Origin of the sequence: Streptococcus caballi DSM 19004 (assembly GCF_000379985.1) — a bacterium.
Lineage (GTDB): Bacteria > Bacillota > Bacilli > Lactobacillales > Streptococcaceae > Streptococcus > Streptococcus caballi.
In genome coordinates, this window is the sequence record NZ_KB904063.1 from 56364 (window position 1) to 72122 (window position 15759).

General features: G+C 39.8%; 13 protein-coding genes. 9 read left to right on the plus strand and 4 right to left on the minus strand.

Annotation, left to right across the window (positions count from 1 at the left end; translation table 11 throughout):
• Nucleotides 1-159: 159 nt before the first annotated feature.
• On the plus strand, nt 160-1437 hold the full coding sequence (hisS, locus tag A3GS_RS0101500) for a histidine--tRNA ligase (protein WP_018363657.1): 1278 nt from the start codon (nt 160-162) through the stop codon (nt 1435-1437).
• 28 nt (nt 1438-1465) lie between these two features.
• Here hisS and A3GS_RS0101505 read toward each other — a convergent pair whose 3' ends face one another.
• The 3 genes from A3GS_RS0101505 to A3GS_RS0101515 all read right to left on the minus strand — a co-directional run bounded on the left by A3GS_RS0101505 (nt 1466) and on the right by A3GS_RS0101515 (nt 3246).
• Nucleotides 1466-1795: a hypothetical protein gene (locus tag A3GS_RS0101505; RefSeq protein WP_018363658.1), complete on the minus strand. Its 330-nt coding sequence runs from the start codon at nt 1793-1795 to the stop codon at nt 1466-1468.
• 8 nt (nt 1796-1803) lie between these two features.
• Nucleotides 1804-2223 (minus strand): helix-turn-helix domain-containing protein, encoded by a 420-nt coding sequence (locus A3GS_RS0101510; protein ID WP_018363659.1) that lies wholly within the window; start codon nt 2221-2223, stop codon nt 1804-1806.
• 147 nt (nt 2224-2370) lie between these two features.
• Nucleotides 2371-3246 carry a helix-turn-helix domain-containing protein gene (locus A3GS_RS0101515; RefSeq protein WP_018363660.1) on the minus strand — a complete coding sequence of 292 codons (876 nt, stop codon included), beginning with the start codon at nt 3244-3246 and terminating at the stop codon, nt 2371-2373.
• A gap of 264 nt (nt 3247-3510) precedes the next feature.
• On the opposite strand from A3GS_RS0101515, the gene aspS reads away from it, so the two are divergent.
• Genes aspS through A3GS_RS0101535 form a run of 4 tightly spaced genes read left to right on the plus strand, consistent with a single transcriptional unit; the run spans nt 3511 to nt 8011 of the window.
• Nucleotides 3511-5259: an aspartate--tRNA ligase gene (gene aspS, locus A3GS_RS0101520; RefSeq protein ID WP_018363661.1), complete on the plus strand. Its 1749-nt coding sequence runs from the start codon at nt 3511-3513 to the stop codon at nt 5257-5259.
• A complete protein-coding gene (locus tag A3GS_RS0101525) occupies nt 5252-6196 on the plus strand; it encodes a YitT family protein (RefSeq protein ID WP_018363662.1) in 945 nt (314 codons plus the stop codon). The genes aspS and A3GS_RS0101525 overlap by 8 nt, the downstream gene beginning before the upstream one ends.
• Nucleotides 6197-6217: 21 nt before the next feature.
• Nucleotides 6218-7105 carry a YitT family protein gene (locus A3GS_RS0101530; RefSeq protein ID WP_018363663.1) on the plus strand — a complete coding sequence of 296 codons (888 nt, stop codon included), beginning with the start codon at nt 6218-6220 and terminating at the stop codon, nt 7103-7105.
• 33 nt (nt 7106-7138) lie between these two features.
• Nucleotides 7139-8011, plus strand: a complete 873-nt coding sequence (locus tag A3GS_RS0101535) for a YitT family protein (protein WP_018363664.1) — start codon at nt 7139-7141, stop codon at nt 8009-8011.
• A 45-nt stretch (nt 8012-8056) separates the two neighbouring features.
• Here the strand turns inward: A3GS_RS0101535 and argS are convergent, their stop codons facing one another.
• Nucleotides 8057-9748: an arginine--tRNA ligase gene (argS, locus tag A3GS_RS0101540; protein ID WP_018363665.1), complete on the minus strand. Its 1692-nt coding sequence runs from the start codon at nt 9746-9748 to the stop codon at nt 8057-8059.
• A gap of 197 nt (nt 9749-9945) precedes the next feature.
• On the opposite strand from argS, the gene argR reads away from it, so the two are divergent.
• The 4 genes from argR (at nt 9946) to mutL (ending at nt 15346) form a co-directional block, all read left to right on the plus strand.
• Complete coding sequence (gene argR / locus A3GS_RS0101545; protein WP_018363666.1) at nt 9946-10383, plus strand: arginine repressor; 438 nt, start codon at nt 9946-9948, stop codon at nt 10381-10383.
• Entirely contained in the window at nt 10380-10730 is a 351-nt protein-coding gene (locus tag A3GS_RS0101550; RefSeq protein WP_018363667.1) for a YlbF family regulator, read from the plus strand. Before argR ends, A3GS_RS0101550 begins: the two co-directional genes overlap by 4 nt.
• Nucleotides 10720-13275: a DNA mismatch repair protein MutS gene (gene mutS / locus A3GS_RS0101555; RefSeq protein ID WP_018363668.1), complete on the plus strand. Its 2556-nt coding sequence runs from the start codon at nt 10720-10722 to the stop codon at nt 13273-13275. Before A3GS_RS0101550 ends, mutS begins: the two co-directional genes overlap by 11 nt.
• A gap of 127 nt (nt 13276-13402) precedes the next feature.
• On the plus strand, nt 13403-15346 hold the full coding sequence (mutL, locus tag A3GS_RS0101560; RefSeq protein ID WP_018363669.1) for a DNA mismatch repair endonuclease MutL: 1944 nt from the start codon (nt 13403-13405) through the stop codon (nt 15344-15346).
• Nucleotides 15347-15759: the final 413 nt, after the last annotated feature.

The following is a 15759-nucleotide window of genomic DNA, read 5'->3' on the forward strand; positions in this document are numbered from 1 at the left end:
AATAAAAGGGATTATAGTGAAAGGAAAAGAGATTGGGTTTGTGTGCATAGCTGAACACAGATCAGAAACTTAGTGAAAAGGATAAATTGCCTTGTGCCAGACACACGGAATTGATTTTCTATTTTCATACGGTTTTTAGACGCTCTTTATATCTTAAATATGAAACTTCAAAAACCAAAAGGAACGCAGGATATTCTACCTATTGATTCTGCCAAATGGCAGTATGTAGAAAATTTGGCGCGTGAAACCTTTAAAAAATACAATTATGGCGAGATTCGTACACCTATGTTTGAACATTATGAAGTGATTTCCCGGTCAGTTGGTGATACGACAGATATCGTGACTAAGGAAATGTATGATTTTCATGATAAGGGTGATCGCCACATTACTCTTCGACCTGAGGGAACGGCTCCTGTTGTGCGTTCTTACGTGGAAAACAAGCTCTTTGCTCCTGAAGTGCAAAAGCCAGTTAAAATGTATTACATTGGATCAATGTTTCGCTACGAACGTCCGCAGGCTGGCCGCTTACGTGAATTCCACCAAGTTGGTGTGGAGTGTTTTGGCTCACAAAATCCCGCTACAGATGTGGAGACCATCGCTATGGCTTATCAGCTATTCAATGAGCTTGGCATCAAAGATGTAATCCTTCATCTTAACAGCTTGGGTAATACGGAGAGCCGCCAGGCCTATCGTCAAGCTCTCATTGATTACTTGACACCTTTGCGTGAGACCTTGTCAAAAGATAGCCAACGCCGTTTGGATGAAAATCCGCTGCGTGTGCTGGATTCTAAAGAAAAAGAGGATAAAGCAGCGGTTGAGAACGCGCCATCTATTCTCGACTATCTAGATGAAGAGAGTCAAGCACATTTTGATGCGGTGCGTGAGATGTTGGAGCTACTTCAGGTTCCTTATGTCATTGATACCAACATGGTGCGCGGTTTAGACTACTACAATCACACTATTTTTGAGTTTATCACAAAGGTTGATAAGTCTGAGTTGACTATTTGTGCTGGTGGTCGCTACGATAGCTTGGTTGAGTATTTTGGTGGACCTGCAACCCCTGGATTTGGCTTTGGACTGGGGTTGGAACGCTTACTTCTTATTCTTGACAAGCAAGGCATTGAGCTTCCAGTTGAGGAGAGTTTGGATGTTTACATTGCTGTTTTAGGTGCTGGTGCCAATAGTAAAGCTTTGGAGCTGGTTCAAGCCATCCGCAAGCAAGGATTTTCAGCAGAGCGCGATTACCTTGGTCGTAAAATCAAGGCCCAATTCAAATCCGCAGATGCCTTCCATGCTAAAACGGTCATTACACTGGGCGAAAGTGAAGTAGAAGCTGGTCAAGTTAGCATCAAAAATAACCAAACTCGCGAAGAAGTGACAGTCCGATTTGAAGATATTTCAAACGATTTTGCTGCTGTTTTTGCAAAAATAAAATAAGAAAAAGATTGGTCTGGTGGCCAATCTTTTAGTTTAGCAAGAAGATAATAGTATAGAGAAAGAGTGCTACGCCAGCTAATGTGCAGATAGTAGAAAACTTCGCTCGTTTTTTACAGTTTTGAAAGGTGAGAAAATCTTCATCTGTCATATTTTCGCGAGGGTAGTTTCTACGTTTGAGGAGGTAAAGGATTAGCCCTTCCCCTCGTTGGCCGACAACGGAAATCCAAGACCAGAGTTTAGGCCTTGCCATACCGCGATAAGCGGCGTCCAATTGTACCAGTTGAAAAAGTTGATAGCTGAAATAAAATCCTGAACAGAGAATAATTCCTAGACTTAATATAAGTAATAGTAACATCATAGTACCTCCTAAATCAGGTCAATCACTTGGAAGAGAGTAAATCCGCAGCCAGTTACCCACAATGCTCCGCAGATAAAGATTAAGTAGGGATTTTTCACAATCCAAGCGCCAAAAATGATAAAGATTAACAAAAGAAAAATATTCACTCCAACAGCTAGGAGCAATTGCCGATTGCTGGCAACGGTATCTGTACTTTTGGCTAAATGTTTAACCATAGCTTCATCTCCCTTCAGTAAACTGTCCAGACTGACCTGATAAATATCACTGAGCTTGATTAAACTCACGATATCAGGATAAGATTTATTGTTTTCCCAGTTAGAAATCGTTTGTCTGGTAATACCCAGCTGTTCTGCAATCTGTTCTTGAGTTAGTTCCTGACTTTTTCTAGCCTTTTGTAGCTTTTGTCCAACATTGATGGTTTCAGTCATTTCATCACCTTCATTTTTCCCTTCCTGCTTTTAGTTTAATGAAAATTGCTGCGCTTGTCTATCAAATATGGCAGACAAAGACGCATTTTCCTGTCAAAATGTTTTGACACTGTCATTTTTGGAGAATGTCAGAAAGGTTGTGATTTTTTATTTATAAGGGATAATTAGAAGTTCGCTTTTCATCCCATTCAATTCAATGATGTTTTCGGTATCTGGATTTGAACAATTCTCTGCTATATCTTGCTCTTCTTCGAATAATATTTTATTAGCTAATCCTTTTTGCTTCGTTTTAAAATCATAATCAGCAGGTACTTGTAGCCTTGAAGTGGCTGAAATTTGGTTGAGAGCAACAGTTCCCGTGAAGGAAATGATGTTGACAAGCATGTCAAGGTTACTGTTGATCTCAAGCTCACCCTGACCACCATTGATAATGACCTGCTCCACTTTTCCGTCTAGTTCTAATTGTTCAATTACTAAGTTATTCAGTTCGACTTGTGGGCAGTTGACAGCTATTTCAACATCTCTTAGATATTTTTGAGGAAGAGTTATGAAAATGGATAGTTCTTTCTTTGCCCTCGCTTCGGTTAAATTAGCCAAACGATTGAGTTCCAGATCAAGTTTACTTCTACTGTCATCAATTTTGAATTTAAGGATTTTATCTAATTGTTGAAGAGAGTTGCTAGCTAGCTTAATTTCAATTTTTTCACTGTCAACTATCTGTAAATGAAGGTGGTGAGCACCACCGAGACGAATGTCAAAATGCTTGAGTTCAGCAATATCATAGCTAATATAACTTTGATATAAACAATCTGGTGTCTGTGTTGGATTCTGGATTGCTAACAAGTCATCCAAAGAAATATGGAATAGGTTTGAAATAGCAATAAGATTAGAAATATCTGGTGTACCAGTTCCGGTTTCCCATTTAGTAACAGCCTGCCTAGAAACATTGAGGAGCTCAGCCATCTTTTCTTGTGAAAGCTTGGCCGCTTTGCGATAGGATTTTAGTTTTTTTTCAAATGTCATTTGAGTTCTCCTTTAAATGTGATAGCCTTATTTTAGTCAACAAGTCTTGTCAATACTAGCAAAAAAGGTAGTCATTTAGGAAAATTTCGCTACTTATCGTAGCAAAATACATTTTATGATGACTTTTCCTTTATTATAGCATGTCCCTATTTTAGAAGATCTGCCATTTTCCTAAAATAAAAAACTCCTCTCTAATGGGTGGGGTTTTTGCTGGCTTTCTGCTATAATAGATGGGAATGAATATTTAGATGGAGAATGTATATTATGGAACGTTCAATGTATGCAGGTCGTGTTCGTAGTGAACATATTGGCCAAGAAATTACTTTAAAAGGTTGGGTTGGTCGTCGTCGTGATTTAGGAGGGCTTATCTTTATCGACCTTCGTGACCGTGAAGGTATCATGCAATTAGTCATCAATCCAGAGGAAGTTTCAAGTGATGTTATGGCTACAGCTGAAAGCCTTCGTAACGAATTTGTCATTGAAGTGACTGGGAGAGTAGCTGCGCGTGAACAATCTAATGATAACTTACCAACAGGTGCAGTAGAACTTAAAGTGACTAGCTTGACAGTGCTTAATACTGCCAAAACAACACCTTTTGAGATTAAAGACGGTGTAGAAGCAGCGGATGATACACGTTTACGTTACCGTTACCTTGATCTTCGCCGTCCAGAGATGCTTGAAAACTTTAAGTTACGTGCTAAAGTGACGCATTCCATTCGTAACTATCTGGATGAGTTGGAATTTATTGATGTGGAGACGCCCATGTTGACTAAGTCAACGCCAGAAGGTGCGCGTGACTACTTAGTTCCTAGCCGCGTTAGCCAAGGGCATTTTTACGCTCTTCCACAAAGTCCGCAAATCACAAAGCAACTTCTGATGAATGCTGGTTTTGACCGCTATTACCAAATTGTTAAATGCTTCCGTGATGAAGACTTGCGTGGGGATCGTCAACCTGAGTTTACACAGGTTGACTTAGAAACCTCTTTTTTGTCCGAACGAGAAATTCAAGATATTACAGAAGGCATGATTGCTAAGGTTATGAGAGATACTAAAGGTATTGAGGTTACACTACCTTTCCCACGCATGACTTACGACGATGCTATGAGCAACTATGGTTCTGATAAACCAGACACACGCTTTGATATGCTTTTACAAGATTTGACAGATTTTGTAAAGCATGTTGACTTCAAAGTCTTCTCTCAAGCACCTGTTGTCAAAGCTATTGTTGTGAAGAATAATGCGGATAAGTACTCTCGTAAAAGCATTGACAAATTAACAGAAGTAGCCAAACAATACGGAGCCAAAGGCCTTGCTTGGATTAAGTATGAAAATGGAGCTATTTCTGGACCAGTTGCTAAATTCTTGACAAGTATTGAAGAAGACTTGATAACTGCTTTACAATTGGATAACAATGATTTGGTGCTTTTTGTGGCCGATACTTTAGAAGTTGCTAATGCAACCCTCGGTGCTCTTCGTATGCGTATCGCCAAAGAGCTTGACTTAATTGACAACTCTAAATTTAACTTCCTTTGGGTTGTTGATTGGCCAATGTTTGAATGGTCTGAGGAAGAAGGGCGCTATATGTCTGCTCACCACCCATTCACTTTGCCAACGGAAGAATCAGCTCATGAATTGGAAGGTGATCTTTCTAAAGTTCGTGCGATAGCCTACGACATCGTTCTCAACGGATATGAGCTTGGTGGCGGTAGTCTTCGTATCAACCATAAAGACTTACAAGAACGCATGTTTAAAGCTTTAGGATTTACAGAAGAATCAGCTCACGACCAATTCGGTTTCTTACTTGAAGCTATGGAGTATGGCTTTCCTCCACACGGGGGTCTGGCAATTGGCCTTGACCGTTTTGTCATGTTGCTAGCTGGTAAGGAAAATATCCGTGAAGTGATTGCTTTCCCTAAAAACAATAAAGCTAGCGACCCGATGACACAGGCACCAAGTGTCGTGTCAGCTAAACAATTAGAAGAACTTGCACTGACTATTGAAGAAAATGACTAAAAAAACATCTCTTAAAAAGAAATCTCAATTTCTTATTAACCGTTGGGCAAAAAAAATCGGTCTTTTAAAGACTTTACAGAGTATCTCCAGAGAAAAATACGCAGAGAAGATTTCCGCTTCTCTGCTTTATGGTCTGTTATCAAGTATTGCCGTTAATTTTTTCTTTCAACCAGGGCATGTTTATTCAAGTGGGGCAACTGGTTTGGCACAGGTTTTGTCTGCTGTTAGCCACCGTTTATTTGGTTTTGAAATTCCGATTTCTTTGGCTTTTTATGCCATTAATCTCCCACTACTTGTGTTAGCGTGGTATAAGATTGGGCATAAATTTACCATTTTTACTTTTATTACGGTGTCCATGAGTTCCCTCTTTATTCAGATTGTGCCTCAGGTTACCTTGACTACCGATCCGCTGATCAATGCCATTTTTGGTGGTCTCGTTATGGGAACAGGAATTGGTTTGGGCTTGAAGTCTCGTATTTCCAGCGGGGGTACAGATATTGTCAGCTTAACAATCCGAAAGAAAACAGGACGTGATGTCGGTAATATTTCTTTGATGGTCAATGGAACGATTATGATTTTTGCTGGAATCTTATTTGGTTGGCAGTATGCACTTTATTCAATGGTGACTATTTTTGTTTCTAGTAGAATTACAGATGCTATTTTCACCAAGCAAAAAAAGATGCAGGCCATGATTGTCACAGGCCAACCGGAGAGGGTTATCAATAAGATTCATAAAAATCTTCATAGGGGTGTTACTTGTATTAATAATGCCGAAGGAACCTATATGCATGAAAAAAAAGCGATTTTGTTGACGATTATTACGCGTGAAGAATATCCAATTTTTAAGGCCATTATGAAAAAAGCAGATCCACGAGCCTTTGTTTCTATTTCAGAAAACGTTCATATTATTGGTCGTTTTGTGGAAGACGATGAGTAATAACCTGATTTAGGAGAAAGTATGCCAGCTAACTATGATTTTCGCTTTAAGAATTTTTGTTTCGTTGCACTAGGAGCTGCTATCTATTCTTTTGGTTTTGTCTATTTCAATATGGCTAATAAGGTGGCAGCTAATGGTATTGCTGGTTTGACCTTAGTTGTCCATGCTCTCTTCGGACTTAATCCAACTTATTCTGGTTATCTGATCAATCTTCCCTTGGTCTTACTGGGTGCCTATCTTTTTGGTAAAAAAGCTATGGTTTACACTATTGAGGGTATTTCTTTATTGTATCTCTTTATTTGGATTTTTCAAAAAATTCCTTTTTCAGTTGATTTAGAACAAGATTTGTTAGTCGTTTCCTTGATCGCTGGAATTATTGCAGGGCTTGGTGGAGGACTTGTCTTTCGCTATGGAGGTACAATTGGTGGATCGGATATTGTTGCCAAAATCATTGAAGCTAAATTTGGTATCCAGCTTAATCAAGCGCTTCTTGCTTTCGATATTTTTGTTATGATTCTGTCGCTAACTTATATTTCTATTCCCAAGATGATGTATGCTTTGATTGCTAGCTTCATGTATAGCCAGGTAGTTAAGCTAGTGCAAAACGGTGGCTATTCTGTGCGTGGTATGATGATTATCTCAGATAAGACAGATGCTATTTCTCAGCTAATCATGGAAGAATTAGGGCGTGGTGTTACCTATCTCAAAGGTGAGGGCGCCTATTCTGGACAAGAAAAGCAAATCATGTACGTTGCTCTTAGTCCGATGGATGCTAGGGAAGCCAAGACTATGATTAGAGAATTAGATGAGCATGCTTTTGTGTCAATCTTTAATATTGATGAAGTCATGAGTCCAGAATTCATTGCGTCTAAGAGCAAATATCGCAAACAAAAGAATAAGAAGAGTTGAGCCTGTCTCAACTTTCTTTTTGAGGAGAATAAAATGTCAAGGAAAGAAAATATTACTCAGGTAAAAGAATTGTTCCTAATTGCCATAGGTATTGCAATCTACACTTTTGGTTTTGTCAAATTTAACATGACTAATCACTTGGCTGAAGGAGGAATTGCAGGTATCACCTTGATTCTTAATTCCCTATTAAGAATCAATCCAGCTTATTCGTCTTTAGTTTTAAATATTCCGCTTTTCATTTTGGGAGCTAGAGTTTTAGGGAAGAAATCGCTGGCGCTGACCATCTACGGTACAGTTGTTATGTCTGTTTTTATCTGGCTTTGGCAGCAAGTTCCTATTCAGGTTCCCTTAAAAGGTGATATGATGCTAGTCGCTTTTATGGCTGGCCTGTTTTCTGGTGCAGGGAGTGGCTTAGTTTTTCGCTTTGGTGCAACAACTGGTGGTACAGATATTATTGCACGTGTAGTCGAAGAAAAGTCTGGTTTTAAAGTCGGTCAAACACTGCTATTCGTTGATGCCCTAGTTTTATTGGCTTCCTTGTCCTATATTGATTTGCAGCATATGCTTTATACGTTGATCGCCAGTTTTGTCTTTAGTCAAGTATTGACCATTGTTCAAAATGGTGGCTATACAGTGCGTGGTATGATTATTATTACACGTCATTCAGAGGAAGCTGCATCCAAGATCCTTAAAGAAATTAATCGAGGCGTCACCTACCTACATGGGCAAGGAGCTTACTCGGGTATGGATACTGAGGTGATGTATGTTGTTCTTAACCCACAGGAAGTTCGAGATGTTAAAGGAATTTTAGCCCAGATTGATCCTGATGCCTTTATTTCTATTATTGATGTTGATGAGGTCATTTCATCAGATTTTAAGATTAGGCGTAAAAATTATGATAAATAAAAAGCCGTCTCAAGCGAGATGGCTTTTACTATAGTATTGATAAATTTACATTTCGTCTGGAGCTTCTACGCCTAGGAGACGAAGAGCTTCTTTTAATACAGTTGCTGTCGCGTAGCTGAGTGCTAAGCGGCTATCGCGTTCAGGATTTTCGTCTAAAATGCGTGTATGAGCATAATATTTATTGAAGGCTTGAGCTAGGCGGATAGCAAATTTCGCAACGATTGAAGGTTCAAAATTATCAGCGGCGCGGATGATAATGCGAGGAAAGTCTTGGATGAGTTTGATGATTTCCCAGCTTTCTGCATCATTTAGACTGTAAACTTGATTGACGGAAGGTGTAAAGTCTGCCTTACGTAGGATAGATTGGATACGAGCGTGAGCGTATTGAACGTAAGGTCCCGTTTCGCCTTCAAAGGAAACCATAGCTTCTAAGTCAAAGTCATATCCATTGAGGCGGTCTGTTTTCAAATCATAGAATTTGATAGCTCCAACTCCCACAGCGTGGGCGACTGCTTCTTTGTTGGAAAGATTTGGATTTTTACCATCGATCTGAGTCTGTGCACGGTTAATGGCTTCAGCAATCGTTGGTTCAAGTAAGATGACATTTCCTTTGCGGGTTGACAATTTTTTGCCTTCTTTAGTAACCAATCCAAATGGAACATGAGTTATATCGTCTGACCAAGCGTAGCCCATTTCATTGAGGACAGCTTTAAGTTGTTTAAAGTGGGCTGACTGCTCATTTCCTACGACATAAATTGCTTTAGCAAAATTGTAAGTGCGTTTGCGGTAGAGGGCAGCAGCAAGGTCACGTGTAATGTAAAGCGTAGCACCATCAGATTTTTTAATAAGAGCTGGGTGTTCAATGCCATATTTTTCAAGGTTGACAACTTGTGCGCCCTGAGATTCTTGTAGCAACCCTTTTTCTGTCAAGATGTTGACAACTTCATCCATCTTATCATTGTAGAAAGCTTCACCGTTGTAACTATCAAAGGTGACATCCAGTTCGTCATAGAGACGATTGAATTCAACTAGACTCTCATCGCGGAACCATTGCCAAAGTACCATGGCTTCTTCATCGCCAGCTTCTAACTTGCGGAACCAGTCACGGGCTTCTTCGTCAAGTTCTGGATGTTCTTCGGCCTCGGCGTTGATACGGACATAGAGCTTTAACAACTCGTTGATTGGGTGAGCTTTGACTGCTTCTTTATTGCCCCATTTTTTATAGGCAACAATCAGCATTCCAAACTGTTTGCCCCAGTCACCTAAGTGATTGATTTTAACGGCTTTATAACCAATTTTTTCAAAAATATTTGCCAAACTATCTCCAATAACAGTTGAACGGAGGTGTCCGATTGAAAATGGTTTAGCGATATTTGGACTAGACATATCAATAGCTACGTTGTGACCTTGTCCGATAGTTTGCGCAGCATAATCAGAACCAGCAGTAATAACTTGACTTAAGACTTGGCTTGATATGCTGGCTTTGTCCAAGAAAAAGTTGATGTAAGGACCGACAGCCTCTACTTTTTCAAAGTTGCTAGCATCAATTTTTTCGGCTAGTTCAGCTGCAATCAATTGTGGGGCCTTGCGTAGCACCTTTGCTAAAGAAAAAACAGGAAAGGCAAGGTCCCCCATGTCAGAATTTTTCGGTGTTTCTAGCAGATTCAAAATAGTCTCTTGATCAAGTTCTGGAACAAGAGTAGCCATTTTTTCTGCAATTATTTGTTTAGTATTCATTAGTTTCTCCTCATAGGCATAGTTCATATTATTTTATCATATTTCTGTAAAATAAACGAGAGAAGAATGATAAAATATACAGTCGCATGAGGCTGATTTTCCGACCAACTCATATAGCTAAGTTAATCAAAAATGGATGAAAAAGCTCCTATTTTTTGGTATAATTTTAAGGATAAATATACAATGAGGAATAGTGAATGAACAAAATAAATCGTCAAAATAAGATTAAAAGATTGATTCAGGAAGGTCACATTAGCACTCAAGAGGAAATCAAAAATCATCTTTTAGATGATGGTATTGCTGTTACTCAGGCTACACTTTCACGAGATTTACGTGAAATTGGTCTTCTCAAATTGCGCGATTCTGATGGCAAACTCTATTATCGTCTATCAGAGCCTGTCACCAAGCATTTTGATGCGACAGTACGCTCCTATATTTTAAAAGTGGCTCGTGCTGGCTTTATGTTGGTTCTACATACTAACTTGGGAGAGGCAGACGTGCTGGCAAACTTGATTGATAGTGATGATAACCCTGAGGTTTTGGGGACAATAGCTGGCGCGGATACCTTGCTAGTCATCTGCAAAGATGAAGATACCGCCAAAGTTTTTGAGCAAGATTTATCAGCTGACCTATGACAAACTATGAAGATGCTGTCAAGCAGCTAGTTAAAGCGATCAGAAGTCACGATAGTGTCAAAGAATTTCAAATAATTGAGCAAAAAGTCAAGCAATTGTCAGAACTAGAGTATCTGGCTCATGATATGAAAGCCTATCAGCAGGAAGAAGTTCTCTTGAAAAAAATTGAAAAAACAAGAGCAGCTCAAGCAGCAGGTAATCAAGCAGAACAAATCAAAGATCAACTCTCACAAATGCCAATTGTTCAAGATTATCGTGATAAAATGCAGGATGCAAGTGACCTATTGCAATACATCACTAAGACCTTAGAAGACAAGATAAATAAGGAGTTAAGAGATGGCAAATGACAAAATTTCTCCAGGAATGCAACAGTATTTGGATATCAAAAAAGATTATCCAGATGCTTTTTTGCTTTTCCGCATGGGGGATTTCTATGAACTATTTTATGAAGATGCAACTAAGGCAGCGCAGATCTTAGAAATTGCCCTGACCAGCCGTAATAAAAATGCTGAAAATCCCATTCCGATGGCGGGTGTACCTTATCATTCTGCCCAACAGTACATTGACGTCCTAGTTGACATGGGATACAAAGTTGCTATCGCAGAACAAATGGAGGATCCTAAGACTGCTGTTGGTGTTGTCAAACGTGAAGTTGTTCAGGTTATCACTCCAGGAACAGCAGTTGATTCGACTAGGCCAGATAGTGCTAATAATTTTCTGGTTGCCGTTGATTCAGATGGTCAGACCTTTGGTCTGGCTTATATGGATGTGTCAACAGGAGAATTCTTTGCCACTAACTTGTCAGATTTTACAGCTGTTCGCAGTGAAATTATGAATTTAAAAGCTCGTGAAGTAGTGGTAGGTTATGATTTAGCAGCAGCAGATGAAGAAGTCCTAGTCAAGCAGATGAATATTTTACTATCTTTTGAAAAGGAACATTATACAGATGTTCATCTTATTGACAGCAACTTAACCAGCTTGGAAATTTCTGCGGCTGAAAAATTGCTATGCTATGTTCATAAGACGCAAAAACGTGAGCTCAGCCATTTACAAAAAGTTCAGCACTATGAAATTAAAGATTATTTACAGATGTCTTACGCAACTAAGTCAAGTCTTGATTTGCTGGAAAATGCCAGAACAGGTAAGAAGCATGGTAGTCTATTTTGGTTATTAGATGAAACTAAAACCGCAATGGGAATGCGCTTGTTGCGCACTTGGATTGACAGACCCTTGGTTAGTTTAGAAGCTATTTTAGAGCGACAAAGTATCATTCAGGTTTTCTTAGATCATTTCTTTGAACGTAGCGACTTATCAGACAGCCTTAAAGGTGTTTACGATATTGAGCGCCTTGCCAGTCGAGTGTCTTTTGGTAAAGCTAATCCTAAGGATCTCATTCAACTTGGACACACACTGTCACAAGTTCCGTATATTAAAGCTATTTTAGAAAATTTTAATGCAGAAGAACTTGACAGCCTTGTCAACGATCTTGACACCTTGCCTGAATTAGAAAATCTGATACGCTCAGCCATTAATCCAGATGCTCCAGCAGCCATTACAGAGGGAAATATCATTAAATCAGGATTTGATGAAATCTTGGATAAGTACCGTAAGGTTATGCGCGAGGGAACGAGTTGGATTGCAGAAATTGAAGCTAAAGAGCGGGAAGCTAGTGGTATCAGCACACTGAAGATTGATTATAATAAAAAAGATGGCTATTATTTTCACGTGACCAATTCAAACTTGTCCTTGGTGCCAGATCACTTCTTTAGAAAAGCAACATTAAAAAATTCAGAACGCTTTGGGACAGCAGAGCTAGCCAAGATTGAGGGAGAAATGCTTGAAGCGCGTGAGAAATCATCGGATTTGGAGTATGATATTTTTATGCGTATTCGAGCACAAGTGGAATGCTACATTGACAGGTTGCAAAGTCTGGCTAAGGGACTTGCGACTGTTGATGTCTTGCAGAGCTTAGCTGTTGTAGCAGAAAATAATCATTATGTCCGTCCAAGTTTCAATGACAAGCGTGAGATCGCTATTGAAAATGGACGTCACGCCGTTGTTGAAAAAGTCATGGGGGTTCAAGAATACATCCCTAATACAATTATTTTTGATTCCAAAACGAGCATGCAATTGATTACAGGGCCAAATATGTCTGGGAAGTCAACCTACATGCGTCAATTAGCCTTGACTGTTATTATGGCACAACTGGGCTCTTTTGTGGCGGCTGAAGCAGCTGATTTACCTGTTTTTGATGCGATTTTCACACGTATTGGGGCAGCTGATGACCTAATTTCAGGGCAATCAACCTTTATGGTTGAGATGATGGAGGCCAATCAGGCTATCAAGCGAGCAACAGTTAACTCTCTTATCCTATTTGATGAGTTGGGACGCGGAACAGCAACCTACGATGGTATGGCATTAGCTCAATCTATTATTGAGTATATTCACAATCATATCGGTGCTAAAACCATGTTTGCGACCCATTATCACGAGTTGACAGATTTATCAAATGAGTTGACAGGACTTGTCAATGTTCATGTGGCGACCTTGGAGAAAGCTGGTGAGGTAACCTTCCTACATAAAATTGCGAATGGACCAGCTGACAAATCTTATGGGATTCATGTGGCCAAAATTGCTGGCTTACCAGTAGAATTATTGATGCGGGCTGATCATATTCTTGAAAATCTAGAAGCTAGTGCAGTGCAGCTACCTCTACAAGAAGGGGATTTCAAATCGGCTTCACTAGAGATTTCAGAACCTATGACTGAGCAACTATCCTTGTTTGCTGATGCCAATCAAGAGATTATTGATGCTCTAAAGGCAATTGATATCATGAATTTGACCCCGATGGAAGCCATGAGCGCACTCTTTGAATTGAAAAAGATGCTTTGACAAAATTGTTTACGAATATTTTACATTGTTTACAATATCATTTACAAGTAAAAAGACGAGACGAGGTCTAGTATAACCTCTCCCGTCTTTTATGATATAATATGTTTAATATAAAGCGAGGTAAGATATGTCAAAAATCATTGAACTGCCAGAAATTTTAGCTAACCAAATTGCTGCTGGGGAGGTCATTGAGCGGCCTGCTAGTGTAGTCAAAGAGTTGGTCGAAAATTCGATTGATGCGGGTAGTAGTCAGATTACCATCGAGATTGAAGAATCTGGCCTTAAAAGGATTCAGGTTACAGATAATGGTGAAGGGATTGCAGCAGATGATGTGGCGCTGAGCTTGCGCCGTCACGCTACCAGCAAAATTAAAACGCAGGCCGATTTGTTTAGGATCCGTTCGCTTGGTTTTCGTGGTGAGGCCATTCCGTCTATCGCCTCCATTAGCAAGTTTACCATTAAAACAGCAACAGCTGATGAAGTTCATGGAACTCTGCTGGTTGCCAATGGTGGAAAGATTGAGCAGCAGGAGCCTGTTTCGACGCCTGTTGGAACTAAAATCACGGTTGAGGATCTCTTTTTCAACACACCAGCCCGCCTCAAATACATGAAGTCATTGCAGGCTGAATTGGCCCATATCGTTAATGTGGTAAATCGTCTTAGTATGGCACACCCTGAGATTGCCTTCAAACTTATTAATGATGGGCGGGATTTGACTACAACTGCAGGGACTGGCGACTTACGTCAGGCCATTGCCGGTATTTACGGACTCACGACAGCTAAGAAGATGGTTGAGATTTCAAGTAGTGACCTTGATTTCGAGGTGTCTGGCTATGTCAGTTTGCCAGAGTTAACCCGGGCAAATCGCAATTATATTACAATTCTCATCAATGGGCGCTATATTAAAAATTTTCTGCTCAACCGTGCTATTCTGGATGGTTATGGTTCAAAACTCATGGTGGGGCGTTTTCCAATTGCGGTTATTGATATTCAGATTGACCCTTATTTGGCAGATGTCAATGTCCATCCAACTAAGCAAGAAATTCGGATCTCTAAGGAACGTGAGCTTATGAATCTCATCAGCTCTGCTATTGCCGAAAGTTTGCGCGAGCAGGACTTGATTCCAGATGCTCTTGAAAATCTAGCTAAGTCCAGCACACGAGGTCAATCTAAGCCTCAACAAACGACCTTACCACTCAAGCAGACTAATCTCTATTACGACAAGGAGCGTAGTGATTTCTTTATGAAGTCAGAAGTGGTGGATGAGCAACCAAGTCTGTTTGAAGTTGACAATCCTGTCAAGAGATTAGATAATAAACCTCCGCAGAATAGTGTTAAACATGCTAATCGTGCAGGGGTAATCGAAGAAGACTTTGAGCATCCTGCATTTGATTTTTCAAATAAAAGTAAGGTTAATAAGTTAGTTGATCATCTAGAAAATGAAGAACGGTCAAACTTTCCAGAATTAGACTACTTCGGTCAGATGCATGGCACTTATCTTTTTGCTCAAGGTAATGGTGGACTTTATATCATTGACCAACATGCGGCACAGGAGCGTGTCAAGTATGAGTACTACCGTGATAAAATTGGTGAGGTTGACAGTTCTTTACAGCAGTTGCTGGTTCCTTATCTCTTTGAGTTTTCTGGTGCTGACTTCCTTAATCTTCAAGAGAAGATGCCCCTTCTCAATCAAGTCGGCATCAACCTTGAGCCTTATGGGGACAATACTTTTATCTTGCGCGAGCATCCCATTTGGATGAAGGAAGAGGAAATTGAGTCAGGCGTTTACGAGATGTGTGACATGCTGCTCCTGACCAATGACGTTTCAGTCAAAAAATACCGCGCAGAGCTTGCTATTATGATGTCTTGTAAACGATCCATCAAGGCCAATCATACCTTGGATGATTATTCTGCCCGTGACCTACTGATACAGTTGGCACAGTGTAGAAATCCCTATAACTGCCCACATGGCCGTCCAGTTCTTGTCAACTTCACCAAAGCTGATATGGAAAAAATGTTCCGCCGCATTCAGGAAAATCATACTAGTCTGCGTGAGCTAGGTAAATATTAATGCTCTTTGAAAAGCAAAACTATCCGTCGTTAATAGCTGAACATGCCTACTATGCTGTGGAAAAAGATGAATCTTCCTAGATGCTTAGTGCATTTGCATCAGATTTTCTATTTTCCGTTGATTGCTAAAAGCTTTGTATCTTCTTTCAGCTTGCTGTATGTACGATGTGAGGAACATTACGTTTCCTCTATTTTTAACCTCAAAAAGTCTTCCAGACCTTATGAGTAAACTGTGCTTCGTTGTATAGCCTACTTTTGTTTTTTTTTTTTGAATATTATATCCCACGTAGTAGGGTTGACATACCAAAGTTATTGGTGCTAGGAATGCTTTCTTTATTTTGGGGAGAACGATTTTCTCTAATGAATATAGTAAAGAAGGACTGAAAAATGCAGCAGCTTGATTTTCTAAAAACT

Coding starts and splice junctions, on each gene's coding strand:
- hisS (WP_018363657.1), top strand. CDS start 160: ATGAAACTTCAAAAACCAAAAGGAACGCAGGATATTCTACCTATTGAT.
- A3GS_RS0101505 (WP_018363658.1), bottom strand. CDS start 1,795: ATGATGTTACTATTACTTATATTAAGTCTAGGAATTATTCTCTGTTCA.
- A3GS_RS0101510 (WP_018363659.1), bottom strand. CDS start 2,223: ATGACTGAAACCATCAATGTTGGACAAAAGCTACAAAAGGCTAGAAAA.
- A3GS_RS0101515 (WP_018363660.1), bottom strand. CDS start 3,246: ATGACATTTGAAAAAAAACTAAAATCCTATCGCAAAGCGGCCAAGCTT.
- aspS (WP_018363661.1), top strand. CDS start 3,511: ATGGAACGTTCAATGTATGCAGGTCGTGTTCGTAGTGAACATATTGGC.
- A3GS_RS0101525 (WP_018363662.1), top strand. CDS start 5,252: ATGACTAAAAAAACATCTCTTAAAAAGAAATCTCAATTTCTTATTAAC.
- A3GS_RS0101530 (WP_018363663.1), top strand. CDS start 6,218: ATGCCAGCTAACTATGATTTTCGCTTTAAGAATTTTTGTTTCGTTGCA.
- A3GS_RS0101535 (WP_018363664.1), top strand. CDS start 7,139: ATGTCAAGGAAAGAAAATATTACTCAGGTAAAAGAATTGTTCCTAATT.
- argS (WP_018363665.1), bottom strand. CDS start 9,748: ATGAATACTAAACAAATAATTGCAGAAAAAATGGCTACTCTTGTTCCA.
- argR (WP_018363666.1), top strand. CDS start 9,946: ATGAACAAAATAAATCGTCAAAATAAGATTAAAAGATTGATTCAGGAA.
- A3GS_RS0101550 (WP_018363667.1), top strand. CDS start 10,380: ATGACAAACTATGAAGATGCTGTCAAGCAGCTAGTTAAAGCGATCAGA.
- mutS (WP_018363668.1), top strand. CDS start 10,720: ATGGCAAATGACAAAATTTCTCCAGGAATGCAACAGTATTTGGATATC.
- mutL (WP_018363669.1), top strand. CDS start 13,403: ATGTCAAAAATCATTGAACTGCCAGAAATTTTAGCTAACCAAATTGCT.